General features: G+C 63.5%; 14 protein-coding genes. 2 read left to right on the top strand and 12 right to left on the bottom strand.

The features are described 5' to 3' along the window. Positions 1 to 50 precede the first annotated feature (50 nt). Positions 51 to 3,989, bottom strand: coding sequence for a trifunctional transcriptional regulator/proline dehydrogenase/L-glutamate gamma-semialdehyde dehydrogenase (putA, locus tag AB3X94_RS07605; RefSeq protein ID WP_368611175.1), 3,939 nt, complete (start codon positions 3,987 to 3,989; stop codon positions 51 to 53). A gap of 323 nt (positions 3,990 to 4,312) precedes the next feature. On the opposite strand from putA, the gene AB3X94_RS07600 reads away from it, so the two are divergent. After that, positions 4,313 to 4,483 (top strand): hypothetical protein, encoded by a 171-nt coding sequence (locus tag AB3X94_RS07600; RefSeq protein WP_176109938.1) that lies wholly within the window; start codon positions 4,313 to 4,315, stop codon positions 4,481 to 4,483. A gap of 107 nt (positions 4,484 to 4,590) precedes the next feature. On the opposite strand, the gene AB3X94_RS07595 is transcribed toward AB3X94_RS07600, so the two are convergent. The 4 genes from AB3X94_RS07595 to hemE all read right to left on the bottom strand — a co-directional run bounded on the left by AB3X94_RS07595 (position 4,591) and on the right by hemE (position 10,245). Then, positions 4,591 to 4,827, bottom strand: coding sequence for a hypothetical protein (locus tag AB3X94_RS07595; RefSeq protein WP_246392092.1), 237 nt, complete (start codon positions 4,825 to 4,827; stop codon positions 4,591 to 4,593). A 5-nt stretch (positions 4,828 to 4,832) separates the two neighbouring features. Further along, entirely contained in the window at positions 4,833 to 6,263 is a 1,431-nt protein-coding gene (locus tag AB3X94_RS07590) for a YeiH family protein (RefSeq protein ID WP_368611174.1), read from the bottom strand. A gap of 169 nt (positions 6,264 to 6,432) precedes the next feature. Further along, on the bottom strand, positions 6,433 to 8,679 hold the full coding sequence (locus AB3X94_RS07585; protein WP_368611173.1) for a primosomal protein N': 2,247 nt from the start codon (positions 8,677 to 8,679) through the stop codon (positions 6,433 to 6,435). 465 nt (positions 8,680 to 9,144) lie between these two features. Beyond that, entirely contained in the window at positions 9,145 to 10,245 is a 1,101-nt protein-coding gene (hemE, locus tag AB3X94_RS07580) for a uroporphyrinogen decarboxylase (RefSeq protein ID WP_176109934.1), read from the bottom strand. A gap of 294 nt (positions 10,246 to 10,539) precedes the next feature. On the opposite strand from hemE, the gene AB3X94_RS07575 reads away from it, so the two are divergent. Beyond that, a complete protein-coding gene (locus AB3X94_RS07575) occupies positions 10,540 to 11,331 on the top strand; it encodes a transporter substrate-binding domain-containing protein (RefSeq protein ID WP_176109933.1) in 792 nt (263 codons plus the stop codon). A gap of 818 nt (positions 11,332 to 12,149) precedes the next feature. Here AB3X94_RS07575 and AB3X94_RS07570 read toward each other — a convergent pair. The 7 genes from AB3X94_RS07570 to AB3X94_RS07540 form a co-directional block, all read right to left on the bottom strand. Then, complete coding sequence (locus AB3X94_RS07570) at positions 12,150 to 13,880, bottom strand: AMP-binding protein (protein ID WP_176368598.1); 1,731 nt, start codon at positions 13,878 to 13,880, stop codon at positions 12,150 to 12,152. Between the two features lie 221 nt (positions 13,881 to 14,101). Next, on the bottom strand, positions 14,102 to 14,527 hold the full coding sequence (locus AB3X94_RS07565) for a F0F1 ATP synthase subunit epsilon (RefSeq protein ID WP_008917918.1): 426 nt from the start codon (positions 14,525 to 14,527) through the stop codon (positions 14,102 to 14,104). Positions 14,528 to 14,685: 158 nt separating this feature from the next. After that, on the bottom strand, positions 14,686 to 16,080 hold the full coding sequence (gene atpD, locus AB3X94_RS07560; protein ID WP_368611172.1) for a F0F1 ATP synthase subunit beta: 1,395 nt from the start codon (positions 16,078 to 16,080) through the stop codon (positions 14,686 to 14,688). A gap of 101 nt (positions 16,081 to 16,181) precedes the next feature. Next, complete coding sequence (gene atpG, locus AB3X94_RS07555; RefSeq protein WP_176109930.1) at positions 16,182 to 17,066, bottom strand: F0F1 ATP synthase subunit gamma; 885 nt, start codon at positions 17,064 to 17,066, stop codon at positions 16,182 to 16,184. Between the two features lie 140 nt (positions 17,067 to 17,206). Continuing rightward, positions 17,207 to 18,748, bottom strand: coding sequence for a F0F1 ATP synthase subunit alpha (gene atpA / locus AB3X94_RS07550; RefSeq protein ID WP_176109929.1), 1,542 nt, complete (start codon positions 18,746 to 18,748; stop codon positions 17,207 to 17,209). Between the two features lie 56 nt (positions 18,749 to 18,804). Beyond that, positions 18,805 to 19,344 carry a F0F1 ATP synthase subunit delta gene (locus AB3X94_RS07545; protein WP_176109928.1) on the bottom strand — a complete coding sequence of 180 codons (540 nt, stop codon included), beginning with the start codon at positions 19,342 to 19,344 and terminating at the stop codon, positions 18,805 to 18,807. 2 nt (positions 19,345 to 19,346) lie between these two features. Further along, complete coding sequence (locus tag AB3X94_RS07540; protein WP_176109927.1) at positions 19,347 to 19,817, bottom strand: F0F1 ATP synthase subunit B; 471 nt, start codon at positions 19,815 to 19,817, stop codon at positions 19,347 to 19,349. Positions 19,818 to 19,891: the final 74 nt, after the last annotated feature.

Raw genomic sequence — 19,891 nt, 5'->3', positions numbered from 1 at the left:
GGGGTCGCCGTGCCCGCTTCCTTTCTATTGAAGAAATCGCCGAGGTTCGCTCAACCGATCGTCATCAAATTCGCATTACCGCCTGCCGCCGCGGTATTCACGCTGACCGAGCGCTCGGTCAGCAGACGCTCGAGCGCGTAGTCCTCTTCGCCGCTCGCAAGCGCCCGGGCCGCGACGCCCTGCACCGACACGATCGGCCCCGCGCGCTTCGCGACCTCTTTCACGAGCGTGAGCAGCTCGTCGCTGTCGCCTTCGAACAGCACGGCGTCGAACGGTGCGTCGGCGCTCTTCTTCACGCTCGCATGCGCCTTCAGCGACACCGGCAATTGCGAGACCAATTGTTCACCGGCCGCGCCTTCGAACAACGCACGATTTCCCGTAGCCAGCGCCGCCGCGAACTGCACGCGTGCGCCGCTCGCCGTCGATGCGATGCACAGCACCGTGCCGCGCGGGCCCAGCGTGTATGTATTGCGCTCGCCCGTCGGCCCCGACAGTACCGCGGTTGCGCCCGCGGGCACATGCGACAGATAGCCGTCACAACGCGCGGCAAGCTGCGGCTCGCGCTCGGCGATCAGCCAGTCGCGCAACGCGGTCAGCGCGGCCGCCGGATTGTCGCCCTTTTCGGCTGCCTGCGCCGCCTGCGGCACTTCGACCACCAGCGCCTGCGCGAGCGACTTCGGCAAACCAGCCGGACGGGTCGCGAGCAGGCGCTGCAGATACAGCGCACCGCCGGCCTTCGGGCCCGTACCGGACAGTCCTTCGCCGCCGAACGGCTGCACCCCGACCACCGCGCCGATCACGTTTCGGTTCACGTAGATGTTGCCCACGTGTGCGCGGCTGATCACGTGCGCGATCGTTTCGTCGATGCGCGTGTGAATGCCGAGCGTCAAACCGTAACCCGTCGCGCGAATCTGTTCGAGCAGCTTGTCGAGCTGGCTGCGGTGATAGCGCACCACGTGCAGCACCGGGCCGAACACTTCGCGCTTCAGCTCGTCGATGCTGTCGAGCTCGATCAGCGTCGGCGGCACGAACGTACCCTGCGTCGCGCCTTCCGGCAGCGGCAGTTGCTCGACCTTGCGGCCCTTGTCGCGCATCGTCGCGATGTGGGCGTCGATGCCGCGCTTGGCGTCGAGGTCGATCACCGGCCCGACGTCGGTCGACAGCCGGTCCGGGTTGCCGAGCGCGAGCTCGCGCATCGCGCCCGTCAGCATTTCGAGCGTGCGGTCTGCAACATCGTCCTGCAGACATAGAACGCGCAACGCCGAACACCGTTGACCAGCCGAGTCGAATGACGATTGCAGCACGTCGGCGACGACCTGTTCGGCGAGCGCCGACGAGTCGACGATCATCGCGTTCTGGCCGCCGGTTTCGGCGATCAGCGGGATCGGTTTGCCATCCGGATCGAGTCGGCCGGACAGCGTCTTGTTGATCAGACGCGCGACTTCGGTCGAACCGGTGAACATCACCGCCCGCGTGCGCGGATCGGCGACCAGCGCGGCGCCGACCGTCTCGCCATTACCCGGCAGCAGTTGCACCGCGCCCGCCGGCACGCCCGCTTCGCGTAGAATCCGCACAGCTTGAGCTGCGATCAGCGGCGTCTGCTCGGCCGGCTTCGCGAGCACCGTGTTGCCGGCTGCGAGCGCGGCGGCCACCTGGCCCATGAAAATCGCCAGCGGGAAATTCCACGGGCTGATACAGACCACCGGACCGAGCGGCCGATGCGTGTCGTTCGAAAACTCGTCGCGGATCTGCGCCGAGTAGTAGCGCAGGAAGTCGATCGCCTCGCGGATTTCCGCGACCGCATTGGCGAGCGACTTGCCCGCTTCGCGCACCACGAGTCCCATCAGCGTGTGCATCTGCGCTTCGAGCAGATCGGCGGCACGCGCGAGGCAATCGGCGCGCGCCTCGACCGGCGTCGCCTGCCAGATCGGCGCGGCGGCCACCGCATGACCGAGCGCGGCGCTCACGTGCTCCGGCGTCGCTTCGACGACCGTGCCGACGAGATCACGATGGTCGGCCGGGTTGCGCACGTCACGTGCGGCGCCGGCGGCGATCTCGTTGTCTTCGAGCATCGGCGCGGCGCGCCACGGATGATGCGCGCTCGCGAGCAGCGCCGATGACAGCGACGCGAGCCGATGCTCGTTCGATAGATCCAGACCCATCGAATTGAGCCGCTCGGCGCCGTACAGATTGCGCGGCAGCGGAATGCGCGCGTGCGGCGCGCCGAGCGGCGCGATCTTCGACGCTTCCTCGACCGGATCGGCGACCAGGTCCTTGATCGCGACGGATTCGTCGGCGATGCGATTCACGAACGACGTGTTCGCGCCGTTTTCGAGCAGCCGGCGCACGAGGTACGCGAGCAGCGTCTCATGCGTGCCGACCGGCGCGTACACGCGGCACGGGCGGTTCAGTTTGTCGCGGCCGGTGACTTCTTCGTACAGCGGCTCGCCCATACCGTGCAGGCACTGGAACTCATACTGGCCGGGGTAGTAGTTGTTGCCGGCGAGGTGATAGATCGCCGACAGCGTGTGCGCGTTGTGCGTCGCGAACTGCGGATACACGGCATCGGGCGCGCCAAGCAGTTTCTTTGCGCAGGCGAGGTACGACACGTCGGTATAGACCTTGCGCGTGTAGACCGGATAGCCCTCGAGGCCATCGACCTGCGCGCGCTTGATTTCCGTATCCCAGTACGCGCCCTTCACGAGCCGCACCATGATGCGGTGACGGCTGCGACGTGCCAGATCGACGATGTAGTCGATCACGAACGGGCAGCGCTTCTGATACGCCTGCACGACGAAGCCGATCCCGTTCCAGCCTTGCAGCTCCGGATCGAAGCACAGCGCTTCGAGCAGATCGAGCGACAGTTCGAGGCGGTCGGCTTCTTCGGCGTCGATATTGAGGCCGATGTCGTAGCGGCGCGCGAGGATCGCGAGCGAACGCACGCGCGGCAGCAGCTCGCTCATCGTGCGTTCCTGCTGCGCGCGCGAGTAGCGCGGATGCAGCGCCGACAGCTTGATCGAAATGCCCGGGCCTTCGTAGATGCCGCGGCCGCCCGCGGCCTTGCCGATCGCGTGGATCGCCTGTTCGTATGAGGCGTAGTAGCGCTGCGCGTCGGCCTCGGTGGTGGCCGCTTCGCCGAGCATGTCGTACGAATAGCGGAAACCGCGCGCCTCGTACTTGCGGCTGTTCGCGAGCGCTTCGGAAATGTTCTCGCCGGTGACGAACTGCTCGCCCATCAGGCGCATCGCCATGTCGACGCCCTTGCGGATCAGCGGCTCGCCACCCTTGCCGATCAGCCGCGTAAGCGCCGACGACAGGCTCGTCTCGCTATTGGTCGTCACCAGCTTGCCGGTGATCATCAGACCCCAGGTCGCCGCGTTGACGAACAGCGACGGCGCCTGGCCGACGTGCGATTTCCAGTCGCCCTTGCTGATCTTGTCGCGGATCAGCGCGTCGCGGGTCGCGCGGTCGGGAATGCGCAGCAGCGCCTCGGCGAGGCACATCAGCGCAACGCCTTCCTGGCTCGACAGCGAAAATTCGTGAATCAGCCCTTCGACGCCCCCGCCCTTGCTCTTCGTGCGCAGCGTTTCGACGAGCTTGCCGGCCATCGCCTGCACGTCGCCCGCGAGGTTGGCCGGCAGACGCGCCTGGCCGAGCAGGAACGGCACGCATTCGGGTTCAGGGCGGCGATACGCGGCGGTGATCGCCGCGCGCAGCACCGACTGCGGCTGCACGTTCTGCGCGAAATCGAGGAACGGATGCGACGCGCCATCTTCCTCGTTCTCGACCGCCGCGCCGTCGGCGAGATCGGCCGTGCCGGTTGCGCCCGACAGTTCGGCCGGCAACTGGCCGTGCTCGATCTTTTCGAGGTAGGCGAAAATCGCCTGCTTGATCAACCAGTGCGGGGTGCGCTCGAGGCGGGTGGCGGCATCTTTGAGCCGGGAACGCAGGAGGTCGTCGACCTTGACGCCAAGGGTGGTGCTAGCCATGTTTCCTTCTTTGATACCGGGCGTGAGCCTGGCGAAAGACTAAAAGTTGGGCGAATCGTACGCCTACAAATAAAAAGGTGCAACCAGTTCGACAGGTTGGTTGCACCATGCCGCGAGCCTTGTGGGACGGGGCTTTCCGGGCGGTGAGCGAGAGTCGGACCGTGGTGTTTTCGATCGGTACTTTCCCTGGCGTGATTCTTTTTGAAATAAGCCTTATCAAACGGCTTCGCGCGCCGATATACAGAAGCACGACGATGGACGGCCGGAAACGTCGGTTTCAGGGCACGCAGAATAGATAAACGGGGTTCCCGAGGGTTGGTGTGATGGAAAAGTGGCTGGTAATACTGGGCATCTGGGTGATGTGCGCGGCCTGTGCGGTGTTTTTCATTCGAGGCGCGACCAGAAGCTCGAATCCGCGCGAAGACGAGCGCAAACAGGCAAGCGCGGCCTCGCGTGGATCGGCGGGCGATACGCGAAACGCGCTGAACGACTGAGATCGGGGGGAGCCCGCGCGACGGCTCATGAAGCCGGACGCGCGCGGGTGTGCGAACTTGCAGTTGGATTGGTGCGCGGAGCTTGGCGCCTGCAGGTCGCTTACGGGTCAGCGCGGCCCGAGCGACGGCGCAACGGGCTCGAACTGCGCACAGACATCGCCGGGGGAAACCAGCTGGTCGTGCAGACGACACAGCCTGCTATCGGCGACGCTCGCGCCGAACCCCGAACTAAACGCGACAAGCCCTGGAATACGCTGCTCGAGCGCGTCCCGTTCACTCACGCGATGCCGGCATCCGGCGCAGCACGGCGTGTTTGCCGCGCCACGATCGTTGGAAACCTTCACGGGCATTATCCGAGGCTGTTCCAGTACGACGCGAACACGTGCGCGGACAGCGCATATCCGATCGCGATATTGACCACCACGCCCGCCGTGAACGCGAGGAACGGCTTAAGACCGGTCGCCGCAAGCGAGCGGAAGCGCGTCGTAAGACCGATGCTCAGGAAGCAGAAGGTGAACCCCCACGTGCGCAGCACCGTGATCGGCGCGACGAACTCCGGCGTGACGACCTTGCGGTAGTCGGCGAGCGAATAATGGCTCGCGATCCACGTGACCAACGCCGACGCGATCACGAAACCGATCACGAACTTCGGGAAACGCGCCCAGATCTCACCGGCATTCGCGCGCGCGGTGACGCCGCTGTCCTGCGCTTCCCAGCGCGTCGTCGCGACGATTGCGAGCACGAACGCCCAAATGCCGATCCAGATGTCGCGGCCGACCACCTTCATCAGCGTGAACGCCTGCAACGACGCTTCCGGCGCGCCGGCGATCGCGCCGCCTGCGTGCCGCGCGAAATCGCCGTAGGCCTGGGCGGCGGCGATGCCCGCGGCGTCGGCGAATTCGGAGGTGCCGATCCAGGCGCCGGCGACGGCCGTCGACAGGCCGAGCGAGCGCGACACGAACGGCAGCACGAAGATCATCACGACCGCCCACAGGACGACCAGCGTGATCGCGACCGACGCCTGCTCGCGCTTCGCCCGTACCGCGCCGGCAATCGCGATCGCCGCCGACACGCCGCACACTGCGCCACCGACACCGAGCACGGCGGCAAAGCGCCGATCGAGCCCGAACGCGCGCGCAACGAAGAAGATCACGAAGAACGTCACCAACGACACGATGCTCGCCTGCACGACCGCGACCGGCCCGGCCCACACGAGCAACGTGAACGGCAGCGTCGCGCCGAGCAGCACGATACCGACCTTGATGTAAAACTCGACGCGCAACCCCGCCCCGAGCCACTGCGGCAGCGTGAACAGGTTCGATACGAGGAGCCCGAGCGCGAGCGCCACCAGCGGCGGCTCGAGGTTGTACTTCGACGCGTCGACCCACGCGCCGAGCGTCAGGATCAGCGCGGAAGCGACGAATACGACGACGAACGCCGCGAGAAACGCGCCTACGCGCTGCCTGAGCAGAGCGACGCTCGCTCCGAACAGCACCGCGAATGTCGCGAACAGCGCGAGGTAGTTGGGTAGACGTTTGCCGATGTCCTGCGCGGCCTGCGCGACGCTCGACCATTTGGCCGGCGCGACCGCGAGCCACCTGATGCTGCTGCCCGACGCGAACAGCGCCCACGCAATCACGATCACGAGCAGGCCGACGCCAGCGGCGAGCCAGTCTTCGGTCAGCGAAAAGCCGCTGCCTCGTGCGGTTTGCGCGTCTTGTGTACCTTGCCGATGACCCGGTGCGGCGCCCGCCGGTGCGGGATGATGGGTGTCGCTCATTGCAGATGCCCCGAGAAAGTTGAGTGGCATCGGCGCGAAATTATTGTCGTTTAGCCGCAAAATGCGCCGATTTGGCGAATATAGGCGAGCGCTATCGCAAAGCGAAACGATCATTCGCTCTATGGATATGACTCAAAGAAGTAAGGCCGGCGTCACCTGGGCCGTGGCGTCAGATGTCGAGCGGATCGACTTCGAGATTCCAGCGCAGCACGCCCTTGAGCGCGCGCAACAGCGGCTGCCATGCACGCAACGTGGCCTGCAGCGCGGCGCGCGACGCGCTTTCGATCAGCAGCTGCGCGCGATGAACGTGCATCACCTTGACGATCGTGAGCGGCACCGCGTCGTATACGGTGACACGCTCGGCGGCCGGAATCTGCGCAAGCTCGGCGGCGGCCTGCTGCAGGAACGCGAGCGCCGCTTCGAGCGTGCGGCCTTCGGCTCGCAGCAGCGCCTGATAGACGAACGGCGGCAGGTGCGCGTCGCGTCGCTCCGCGAGCGTCGAGTTGGCGAAACCGACGTAGTCGTGACGGCCCAGCGCGTGATACAGCGCGTGACGCGGATAGCGCGTCTGCACCAGCACTTCGCCCGGCAGACCGGCGCGGCCCGCGCGGCCGCTCACCTGCATCAGCTGTGCGAACAGGCGCTCGCTCGCGCGGAAATCATGCGAAAACAGCGCGGTATCGGCGTTCAGCACGCCTACCAGCGACACGCGCTGGAAATCGTGTCCTTTGGCGATCATCTGTGTACCGACCAGAATATCGACCTCGCCCGCGTGCACGTCGGAGAACAACGCCTGCGCGCTGCCTTTGCGGCGCGTGCTATCGGCATCGATACGCAGCACGCGGGCGCCCGGAACCGCGCTGGCGAGCGTTTCCTCGACGCGCTGCGTGCCGCGTCCGAACGGTGCGATGTCGACGTTGCCGCACTCCGGGCACGAACGCGGAATACGAGACTCCCAGCCGCAGTGATGGCAGCGCAGCGCGCGCTCGGGCTTGTGCAGCACGACGTAGGCGCTGCAGCGCGGACAACCGGCCACCCAGCCGCACGCGTCGCAGGCGAGTTGCGGCGCGTAGCCACGTCGGTTCAGGAACACGAGGCTCTGCTCGCCGCGTTCGAGTCGCGCCTTCATCGCGGCGATCAACGGACCCGACAAGCCTTCGATCGACGCCCGCCCGCGGCGGCGCTCGTCTTCGAGATCGATCAGGCGTACGGCCGGCAGCACGGCGTCGGCGACGGCCCGGCGCGACAGCGTGAGCCGCTTGTAGCGGCCCTGATCGGCCTGCCACCAGCTCTCGAGCGATGGCGTCGCCGAGCCGAGCACGACCGGCACATCGAGCTGTTTCGCCCGATAAATCGCGAGATCGCGCGCCGAATAGCGCAAGCCCTCCTGCTGCTTGTAGGCCGGATCGTGCTCTTCGTCGACAACGATGATCGCCAGCCGCGGCAGCGACGCGAGTACCGCGAGCCGTGTGCCGAGCACGATGCGCGCACGGCCGGTGTGGGCGGCAAACCAGTTGCGGGCGCGCTCGCCTTCGGCGAGGCCGCTGTGCAGCGTGACGATCGCGCTGGCGTCGAGCGCGGCGAAGCGGGCACGGAACGCCGCCTCGAACTGCGGCGTCAGGTTGATTTCCGGCACCAGCACGAGCGCTTGCGCATCCGGCCTGGCGGCCAGAATCGCGGCAAGTGCGCGCAGGTACACCTCGGTTTTGCCGCTGCCCGTCACGCCGTGCAGCAGAAACGGCGCGAAGCCGTCGGCGGCGCGGATAGCTTCGACAGCACTCGCCTGCTCGTCGGTGAGGGTCGGCAGAACCGGCGCGGGCGCGTCCCGCAGCGAAGCGGCGGCGGGCACCGCGGCGGCGTCGATCACGTTGAGCGTCACCCAGCCAGCGGCCTGCCATGTGTCGAGTGTCGCCAGCGCTTTCGGATGCAGCGCGCGGGCGTCGGCGGCGAGCAGGAAGTCGGCTTGCGCGAGTGCCTGCGCGAGCCCTCGGAGGGCCGTCGCGCGGGCCGGCAACGCGTCAGGCAATGCCGTGCGACCCTCGGGCGTCAACCGATAGCGCTCTTCCGGCGCGAACAGCCGCGACCAGCGCGACGCGTCGCGCAGCGCCTGCGGCAGCGCGGGCAGCGCCACTTCGCCGAGACCGCGTTGATAGTAGTCCGCGGCGAACCCGGCGAGCGCGAGCCAATGCGCCGACACCGGCGGACACGACGCGCAGACCTTATCCACATCCCGCAGGCGTTCGGCGGGCACCTCGCTGTGGGCGGCCACCTCGCAGATCAGCCCCACCACGTGCCGTTTGCCGAACGGAACGCTGACGAGCGCGCCCACGACAGCCGCCTCGGATGTACCGCAGCGGTAGTCGAACAAGGTCGGCAGCGGATGATCGAGCGCGACGCGGACGAACACTTCGTTCACTCGGCGAGGCGCTGAGGACGAGCCGGCACGAGGCCAAATCGCGGCGCGCGGTGGCTCGCGCGGTAGGCGATACCGTCGAAGTTAAAGTAAAACCTTAATTTCACCGCTAAGTTTTGGATTCGGCTGAACAATTCCGCTCGGCGCGTGGCCCTGTGGATAACTTTGTTGAGAACTTCGCTTCGACGGGCCGCAAATGGCCTAGCGACGGCCTTGTGTGGGATTCCGCACATTTCATCCCGCTCGCCGCAAAGCCTTGCCCGACAAGGCTCAGATCAAATGCGCCGGCTTTGTGCAAGGGTCCGGCCACGATTAAAGCCTCTACTGCGCCGCAGCGTGCGAAGTGTGCATAAGTCAACTCTTGACTTTCGTAAGACCACCATCTGACGGCCTCTTCAAGGAACTACGGTCCTTAGGCCCAGAGCCCAATTCGCTGCGACGCAACACGAAACGGTAACGATTACAGTCTCACGAGGTCGTATGTGCACCACTACGAATCGCGCGGCTGTGACGATGCACTTCGTCGACCAACTCGGCAACATGCTCTGGCGGCGTGAACTGCGAAATGCCATGACCCAGGTTGAAAACGTGGCCGGGATGATTGCCGAAGCTGTCGAGCACCGCGCGCGCTTCCATGCGGATAGCGGCGGGCGGTGCAAACAGCACCGACGGATCGATGTTGCCCTGAAGCGCCACCTTGCCACCGACACGCTCGCGCGCCTTACCGAGGTTCACGGTCCAGTCGAGGCCCACCGCGTCGACACCGCTCGCGGCGATATCGTCGAGCCACAGGCCACCGCCCTTCGTGAAGGCGATCACGGGCACTTTTTCGCCGTCGTGCTCGCGCTTCAGCTGACTTACCACCTGCTCGATGTAGCGCAGCGAAAAGCGCTGATAGATGCCATCGGCGAGCGCTCCGCCCCATGTGTCGAAAATCATCACTGCTTGCGCGCCGGCTTCGATTTGCGCGTTCAGATATGCCGCGACCGAGCGCGCGTTGATCTCGAGAATCCGCTGCAGCAAATCGGGACGCGCGTACAGCATCGATTTGATCGTGCGAAAGTCCGCCGAGCCCCCGCCTTCTACCATGTAGCACGCGAGCGTCCACGGACTGCCCGAGAAGCCGATCAAAGGCACCCGCTGGCGGCCTTGCGCGTCCTTTAGCGCCGAGCGGATTTCACGCACGGCGTCGGTCACGTAGCGCAGTGTCGCGTCGATGTCCGGCACCGCGAGGCGCGCGACGTCGTCTTCGGTGCGCACCGGACGGGCAAATTTCGGCCCCTCGCCGTTGACGAAATCGAGGCCGAGGCCCATCGCATCGGGCACGGTCAGGATGTCGGAGAACAGGATCGCGGCGTCGAGCGGATACCGATCGAGCGGCTGCAGCGTGACTTCCGTCGCGAAAGCCGGATTCTTCGCGAGACCGAGGAAACTGCCCGCGCGGCCGCGCGTGGCGTTGTATTCCGGCAAATAGCGGCCAGCTTGCCGCATCAGCCAGATCGGCGTGTAGTCGGTGGGCTGGCGCAGCAGCGCGCGCAGGAAAGTGTCGTTCAGGAGTTGATGGGCCACGTTGCGTGCGACTGGAGAGCTGAGGGCAAAAGAGCATTTTACCGGAGGCGGCCGCGGTCATCGCGCATCGCGGGGTAATCGACGTTGCGACGGCGCGTCGTGGGAAGCGGGCGAAGTGCAGCTCCGGCGCACCTCCGCCAGCTGCCGGCCGCCACTGCGTGTACGGCTTCGGGTCGCTGTCTTTCGCTGCCCCGGTCACCCTGGCTGAACGGCCGATGTTCAAGCCCGCGCTGCCAAGCTACTATCCGACAGCTTTACCGATGAATTACACACTACACACCACCAGGAGACTCGATGAAGAAGGCAGCACTCGCAATGCTCGGCGCGCTCGCCGGCGTCCTGATGCATGTCGGCGTGGCCAACGCCCAAAGCACCGCGGCCGCGCCGTCCAGGCTCGACGACATCATCAACCGCGGCACGATACGCGCCTGCACTACCGGCGACTACAAGCCGTACTCGTTCTACAAAGGCGATGGCCAGTTCGAGGGCATTGATATCGACATGGCTGAGTCGCTCGCGAAGTCGCTCGGCGTGAAGGTCGAGTTCGTCAAGACGTCGTGGTCGAACCTGATGAACGACTTCGTCGCGAAGTGCGACATCGGCATCGGCGGTGTGTCGCCGACGCTCGAGCGCCAGAAGCATGCGTTCTTCACTCAGGCTTACATGATCGACGGCAAGACGCCGATCGTCCGTTGCGACGACGTCAACAAATATCAGACGGTCGCGCAGATCGATCAACCGTCCACGCGAGTGATCGTCAACCCGGGTGGCACCAACGAGAAGTTCGCGAAGCAATACTTCACGCACGCGAACGTGACCGTTTATCCGGACAACGTGACGATCTTCAAACAGATTCTCGCGGGCAAGGCGGACGTGATGGTAACGGATGCGTCGGAGACCTTGCTACAGCAGAAGCTCAATCCCGGCCTATGCTCGGTGCATCCGGACAAGCCGTTCCAGTACGGCGAGAAGGCATGGCTGCTGCCGCGCGGCGACGTCGCGTTCCAGCAATACGTCGATCAGTGGCTGCACCTCGCCCGAGCGACCGGCGAGTATCAGGCTATTTCGGACAAGTGGTTGAAATAAGCCGACCGTGTCCGTGCCGGGCCGTCAGCTGCTAACTAATTGCGGCAAGGGCGGTTTGCGCAGGCCTGAAGACGTCGCGTCGGCGAGGATGTAACGAAGGGCGACGGCTTCGAGCTGTAATAACTGCCGGATCAGCTCTATAGGGAAGACATGGGCCCCTTTTTAACCAGCAGCGCACGCGGCTTCGTGTCGCTACATTGCAGCGCAGATTTTCGCCAGTTTGCGAGTATTTGAAGGCATAGCCGCAGTGCTTGTTGCGCAGGAAGTTCGTCGCTCAAAAGCTGCAAATGCAACCATTTCACGCTGATGAATGACCGAATCTATACAGCGATGTGCGTCATGACTGGCATCAATCATGCATATTGAGTTGCGTCGCAGGCATCGGTAAAAACTACGTTTCACACGCTTTTATTTTGGCAATAAATCCCGCAACGCCTTATCTGGCGGGCGTTACAACCTGAAACACTTTGTTACCGCCTTCGTAGGTTAATTCGCCCACAATGCCCTCAACGGTTTCAACACGGATGTGGCTGTGTGCGCGGTGTGAGCGGATACGATGCACTTGCCGGTCGGCGGTTGCCGAAGCCCTGTGAAGGGGCATCCCTGCTGGGGCCGTGATCGACGCAGGGTCGTCGGCATAACCGTCCCATCATTGGTCTCCTCGCGCTAACCCCGTAGCGTGTGGTTTTTAGCGGGCTCCAGGCCCGCTTTTTTTTCGTCTGCTCAAACGTTTGCGCGCGACGAATGTCCGCCGCGCAACTTCAGTTCTACTCCTCACCCATTGCTCATGTTTGGCTGCGGAGCCTGCCGCGGCAGCGTCATGCCGTCTTGTCCTCTCTGAGTTTCAATTCGCTGATCATGCTTTCGCGCATCACGAATTTTTGTACCTTGCCGGTTACGGTCATAGGTAGTTCGTCGACGAAGCGGATATATCGCGGCACCTTGTAGTGCGCAATCTGTCCGTGGCAGAACTGCTGGATCTCTTCTGCCGTTGCCTGTTCACCCGTCCGCAGCACGATCCACGCGCATACTTCTTCGCCGTACCTGGTATCGGGCACGCCGAAGACCTGCACGCTCTGGATCTTCGGATGGCGGAACAGAAACTCCTCGATCTCGCGCGGATAGATGTTTTCGCCGCCGCGAATCAGCATGTCCTTCAGCCGGCCGACGATGTTGCAATAGCCTTCGGCGTCGAGCGTCGCCAGGTCGCCCGTATGCATCCAGCCGTCGACGATGCTCTCGTGCGTCTTCGCTTCGTCGCCCCAGTAACCGAGCATCACCGAGTAGCCGCGCGTGCATAGCTCGCCGGTTTCGCCAACCGGGACGATATTGCCCAGTGGATCGACGATTTTCACTTCGAGATGCGGCTGGATGCGCCCGACAGTCGTCGTCCGCTTATCGAGCGGATCGGTCGTCGAGCTTTGAAATGAGACCGGGCTGGTTTCCGTCATGCCGTAGGCGATCGTGATCTCGCTTAGGTGCATCTTCGAGACGACCTTCTTCATCGTCTCGATCGGGCACGGCGAGCCCGCCATGATGCCGGTGCGCAGCCGCGAGAAGTCGTAAGACGCGAAGGTCGGATGGTCGAGTTCGGCGATGAACATCGTCGGCACGCCGTGCAGCGCGGTGCATTTTTCCTCAGCTGTCGCGGCGAGCGTCGCGGCGGGATCGAAGCCCTCGCCCGGGAACACCATGTTCGCCCCAACCGACACGCATGCGAGCACCGCCAGCACCATCCCGAAGCAGTGGTACAGCGGCACTGGAATGCACAGGCCGTCCTGCTCACTGAGCCGCATCGCCATCGCGATATAGCGCGCGTTGTTCACGACGTTGCGATGCGTCAGCGTCGCGCCCTTTGGATTGCCCGTTGTGCCGCTGGTGAACTGGATGTTGATTGGTTCACGGCACGACAGCGTCGCGCCGATCGCATCGAGCCGGGTGGCGTCGAACGACGCGCGCCCACGCTCGATCACATCGGAAAAGCTCAGCATGCCTGGCGTCTCCGTGTCGCACATGCGGATCACGTAGCGCAGCTCCGGCAGCCGCGCGGCATGCAGTTCGCCCGGCGGCTGCGTCGCGAGTTCGGGCGCAAGCTCCTGCAGCATCTCGAGGTACATCGACGTCTTGAAGCGCTCCGCGGTGATGATCGCCTTGCAACCGACCTTGTTCAGCGCATATTCGAGCTCCGCGAGCCTGTAGGCCGGATTGATATTGACGAGGATCGCGCCGATACGCGCGGTCGCGAACTGCGTCAGCAGCCACTCGACGCGGTTCGGCGACCAGATGCCTACGCGGTCGCCCTTGGCGATGCCGAGTGCAAGCAGCCCGGACGCAAGCACGTCCACTTCTTGCGCGAATTCGCTCCACGTCCAGCGAATGCGCTGCTCGCGAAACACCACGGCCGGTCGTTCGGGAAAGCGCGCCGCGGTGTCGCGCAGAAACTCGCCGACGGTCGCTTCGCTCAACGGATTTTCAGTCGACCCGCGCACGTACGACAGTCCATCTGCGGGTTCGATGAGCGCACCTTCGCCCGAGCTATGCGTTGCCATGGTGTTGTCTCCGTGAGCGCGAGCGCGCTCGATTGAAATGAATTTGAAATCGATTGTGCACCGGCGCGTACCGGGCCGGCATCAAGTCTTACCCGCACCGCATCGCGCCGAGCGACGCCTATGTCTCCACCCTCATGGATTTTGCCGTCCTTTACGTAAACGTCAACCAGATACCAAAAAAAAGCAGCCGCGTGGGCTGCTTTCTTCTGCTACGTGCTGCTTTAGTGCTGGCCGCGCAGCTTGCGCAGACGCTGGATTGCCGCGAGTTGTGCGGTCGCGTACGCGAGCTCCGCTTGTGCGGTCGCGTACTCGAGGTTCGAACCCGTGTTCTGCAGCGCCTCTTCCGCACGCTTGCGTGCGTCTTCGGCCTTGGCTTCGTCGAGATCCTTGCCACGAATCGCGGTGTCGGCGAGAACCGTCACTGCGCCCGGCTGGACTTCGAGGATGCCGCCGGCGACGAACACAAACTCTTCTTCGCCGTTTTCAACTTCGATGCGCACCGCACCCGGACGGATCCGTGTGATGAGCGGCGTGTGGCCCGGCAGAATGCCGAGTTCACCCGCTTCGCCTGGCAGCGCGACGAACTTCGCCTGGCCCGAGAAGATTTCCTCTTCCGCGCTGACGACGTCTACTTTAATGGTTGCCATATGTGTCGACTCCTGTCGACGAGAGTTAGCGCTTTAGTGCTGACCCCCGTCCCATGCAAGGCGGGTTGAGCGTAATAAGAGACGCTGGCTCTGCTCAACACTACCGTTTTGGCAGTCGTGATGCGCGAGGCCCGCGCCCGCTTCGTTACACCCGACCTTTACTGGATCTTCTTGGCCTTTTCGAAGGCTTCGTCGATCGTGCCGACCATGTAGAACGCTTGCTCCGGCAGGTGATCGCACTCGCCTTCGACGATCATCTTGAAGCCACGGATCGTTTCCTTCAGCGGCACGTACTTGCCCGGCGAACCCGTGAACACTTCAGCGACGTGGAACGGCTGCGACAGGAAACGCTGGATCTTACGAGCACGCGCGACAGCGAGCTTGTCTTCCGGCGCGAGTTCGTCCATGCCCAGAATCGCGATGATGTCGCGCAGTTCCTTGTAGCGCTGCAGCGTTTGCTGCACGCCGCGCGTGATCGAGTAGTGCTCTTCGCCGATCACGTGCGGGTCGATCTGACGCGAGGTCGAATCGAGCGGATCCACTGCGGGGTAGATACCAAGCGAAGCGATGTCACGCGACAGCACGACGGTTGCGTCCAGGTGGCCGAAGGTCGTAGCCGGCGACGGGTCGGTCAAGTCGTCCGCAGGGACGTACACGGCCTGCACAGACGTGATCGAACCAGTCTTGGTCGACGTAATACGCTCTTGCAGCTTACCCATTTCTTCAGCCAGCGTCGGCTGATAGCCCACTGCCGACGGCATACGGCCGAGCAGTGCCGACACTTCGGTACCGGCCAGCGTGAAACGGTAGATGTTGTCGACGAAGAACAGCACGTCGAGGCCTTCGTCACGGAAGTGCTCGGCCATCGTCAGACCGGTCAGCGCAACGCGCAGACGGTTGCCCGGCGGCTCGTTCATCTGGCCGTACACCAGCGCGACCTTGTCGAGAACGTTCGAGTCCTTCATTTCATGATAGAAGTCGTTCCCTTCGCGGGTACGCTCGCCCACACCGGCGAACACGGAATAACCGCCGTGTTCCTTCGCGATGTTGTTGATCAGTTCCATCATGTTCACGGTCTTGCCCACACCGGCGCCACCGAACAGACCCACCTTACCGCCCTTTGCGAACGGGCAGATCAGGTCGATAACCTTGATGCCGGTTTCGAGCAGCTCGGTCGACGGCGACAGTTGATCGAACGCCGGAGCCTTCTGGTGGATCGCACGCGTGGTTTCGTTCGAGATCGGGCCGGCTTCGTCGATCGGACGGCCCAGCACGTCCATGATACGGCCGAGGGTCGGCTTGCCGACCGGCACGCTGATCGGGTTGCCGGTGTTCTTGACGATCGTGCCGCGGCGCAGACCGTCCGAAGCACCCAGACAGATGGTACGGACCACGCCGTCGCCCAGCTGCTGCTGGACTTCGAGCGTCAGCTCCGAACCTTCGAGAATGAGCGCGTCGTAGATCTTCGGCATGGATTCACGCGGAAATTCCACGTCGATCACCGCGCCGATGCACTGTACGATCTTGCCTTCTACCAAAGCAGTAGTACTCATCGCTTTTCCTTTAGATACTCAATTCTTCACTCGCGCAAAGGCGCAGTTTCTCCGATGGGTGCGCCGCTCAGGCGCACACGCAACGACCTGTCTGACCGAGGTCAGACGGCCGCCGCTCCACCGACGATTTCCGACAGTTCTTTCGTGATCGCGGCCTGACGGCTCTTGTTGTACACGAGCTGCAGATCGCTGATGACCGTCTTCGCGTTGTCCGAAGCGGCTTTCATCGCGACCATGCGGGCCGACTGCTCCGATGCCATGTTTTCCGCGACGGCCTGATAGACCAGCGCTTCGACATAACGCACCAGCAGTTCGTCCACCACTGCTTGCGCATCCGGCTCGTAGATGTAGTCCCACTGCGTGTTCGGCGTCGTACCGTCTTCTTCCGTGCGCTCGAACTGGTCCGCCGACAACGGCAGCAGTTGCTCGATCACCGGCTCCTGCTTCATCGTGTTGACGAAGCGCGTGTACGCGAGGTACACCGCCGAAATCTTGCCTTCCGAGAACAGGTCGAGTTGCACCTTCACGGCGCCGATCAGCTTTTCCAGATGCGGCGTATCGCCCAGTTGCACGACGTTCGACACGACCTTCGCCTGCAGACGGTTCAGGAAGCCCAGACCCTTGCTGCCGATCGCGGTTGCCTCGATCGTCTTGCCTTGACCTTCAAGTTCCTTGAACCTCTGCAGCGACGCGCGCAGCACGTTGGTGTTCATCCCGCCGCAAAGACCTTTATCAGTCGTGACGAGGATGATACCGGCCGCCTTCGCGCCTTCGTTCGACACCATGAACGGGTGACGATACTCCGGGTTCGCACGGCTCATGTGCGCGGCGATGTCGCGGACCTTGTCGGCATACGGGCGAGCAGCGCGCATGCGCTCTTGAGCGCGGCGCATCTTTGATGCGGCCACCATCTCCATCGCTTTCGTGATCTTGCGCGTGTTTTGCACGCTCTTGATCTTGCCGCGAATTTCCTTCATTCCAGCCATTGCTTGCTCCTTTGTCGGCCCGGGTTAGCGCTTCAGCGCTCACCCGGGTCCCATGCAAAGCGGCCGAAGCAGCGCGGGAGCATTCGCATGCGGCCCGCGCCGCTTCAAGGTCCGTTTATGCCTTGCGGATCACTCGCGGATCAATAAGCGCCGGACTTCTTGAAGTCTTTGACGGCCGCGTGCAGCAGGCCTTCGTCGTCCTTCGAGAGTTCCTTGGTATCTTCGATACGCTTGACCAGGTCAGCATGGCTCGACTTCAGGTGATCGCGCAGGCCCTTCTCGAACGGCAGGACTTGGGCAACTTCGAGGTCGTCGAGATAGCCGTTGTTCGCCGCGAACAGCGACACAGCCAGTTCCCACACTTGCAGCGGCTGATACTGCGGCTGCTTCAGCAGTTCCGTCACGCGGCGGCCGCGCTCGAGCTGCTTGCGGGTCGCTTCGTCGAGGTCCGATGCGAACTGCGCGAACGCAGCGAGTTCACGGTACTGCGCGAGGTCGGTACGGATACCGCCCGACAGCTTCTTCACGACCTTCGTCTGAGCCGCACCACCCACTCGCGACACCGACACGCCAGCGTTAATTGCCGGGCGGATACCTGCGTTGAAGAGGTCGGTTTCAAGGAAGATCTGGCCGTCGGTAATCGAGATCACGTTCGTCGGAACGAATGCGGTCACGTCGCCTGCCTGCGTTTCGATGACCGGCAGTGCCGTCAGCGAACCGCTCTTGCCCTTCACTTCACCGTTGGTGAACTTCTCGACGTACTCTTCCGAGACGCGAGCAGCACGCTCGAGCAGACGCGAGTGCAGATAGAACACGTCACCCGGGTAAGCTTCACGGCCCGGCGGGCGGCGCAGCAGCAGGGAGATCTGACGGTATGCCCAAGCCTGCTTGGTCAAGTCGTCATAAACGATCAGCGCGTCCTGGCCGCGATCGCGGAAGTATTCGCCCATCGTGCAACCGGCGTACGGCGCGAGGTATTGCATCGCGGCCGAATCCGAAGCCGAAGCGGCCACGACGATCGTGTATTCCAGCGCGCCCGATTCTTCGAGCTTACGCACTACGTTCATGATCGACGAAGCCTTCTGGCCAATCGCGACGTAGATACAAACGAGGTTCTTGCCCTTCTGGTTGATGATCGCGTCCACGGCGACTGCGGTCTTGCCGCACTGGCGGTCGCCGATGATCAGCTCACGCTGGCCACGGCCAATCGGCACCATCGAGTCGATTGACTTCAGACCGGTTTGGACCGGTTCCGAAACCGACTTACGCCAGATCACGCCCGGTGCAATCTTTTCGATTGCGTCGGTCATCTTCGCATTGAGCGGGCCCTTGCCATCGATCGGGTTGCCGAGCGCGTCGACCACACGGCCGAGCAGTTCCGGACCAACCGGCACTTCGAGAATGCGGCCCGTCGTCTTGACGATGTCGCCTTCCGAAATGTGTTCGTATTCACCCAGAATCACGGCGCCGACCGAGTCGCGCTCGAGGTTCAGCGCCAGACCGAAGGTGTTGCCCGGGAATTCGAGCATTTCGCCCTGCATCACTTCCGACAGACCGTGGATACGCACGATACCGTCGGTCACGGAGATCACGGTGCCCTGGTTGCGAACGTCTGCGCTCGCTTCAAGGCCCTGGATCCGGCTCTTGATCAGCTCGCTGATCTCAGAGGGATTGAGTTGCATTATTCGCTCCTGATAGTCAATTCTGTTGCGTGCCAGCCGCTAAAGCGCGAAGCGCTTCAGGCCGTCAGGGCCGTTTGCATCCTGGCGAGCCGCGCGCGGACCGAGGTATCGAGCACTTCGTCGCCGACCGTCACGCGTACGCCGCCGATCAGCGACTGATCGATTTCGACCGTCGGCTTCAGCTTGCGCTTGAACTTGCGTTCGAGGCTTGCGACGAGTTCGTTCAACTGCGCACCTTCGAGCGGGAATGCGCTGACGACCAGCACATCTGCCGCGCCTTCGCGGGCGTTCTTCAACTCTTCGAACTGCGAGGCGATTTCAGGCAGCAGCTGCAGGCGATGGTTGTCCACCAGCATCTGCACCAGATTCTTCGCTTGCGCGTTGTCCTTGAGCGGCGACTTGACCGCAGCCAGCAGCAGATCGCTAACCTGGGCGCGGCTCACTTTCGGGCTCGAGGCGATCGACAGCACATCGGGCAGACGCGCAACCTGTGCCAGCTCCTGCACGAGCGTGGACCAGGCGGCGATGTCACCAGCTTCGGCCACGCCAAACAGCGCTTCCGCGTACGGACGGGCGATGGTTGCAAGTTCGGCCATGATCAGAGCTCGGCTTTCAGTTGATTCAGCAGGTCAGCGTGAGCTGCCTGGTCGACTTCGCGCTTCAGGATCTGTTCAGCGCCCTTCACAGCGAGTGCAGCGACTTCGCCACGCAGCGCTTCGCGCGCCTTCACGACTTGCTGCTCCGCGTCGGCCTTCGCCTGCGCGATGATGCGGGCGGCTTCCGCCTGCGCCTGAGCCTTGATTTCGTCGGCGACTGCGACAGCGCGCTTTTCAGCGTCGGCGATGCGTTGCTGGCCATCGTTGCGAGCCTGAGCCAGTTCCTGGTCGACGCGCTTATGAGCGGCTTCGAGTTCCTGCTTGCCCTTTTCCGCGGCGGACAGACCGTCGGCGATCTTCTTCGCGCGCTCGTCGAGGGCGTTGATCAGCGGCGGCCACACGAATTTCATCGTGAACCACGCGAGGATCAGGAACACGACCATTTGCGCAAACAGGGTTGCGTTGAGATTCACGGTGTTTCCTTAAACGTTGCTTGTTCGGAAAGTGAAACGGCAAGGCGCTCATCGATTCTGCTCGATCAGCGCCC

The sequence above is a fragment of the Paraburkholderia sp. BR10923 genome (assembly GCF_040948765.1).
GTDB lineage: Bacteria > Pseudomonadota > Gammaproteobacteria > Burkholderiales > Burkholderiaceae > Paraburkholderia > Paraburkholderia youngii.
Note: the sequence above shows the minus strand (reverse complement) of the source record. Positions and strands in the feature narration are given on the sequence as shown.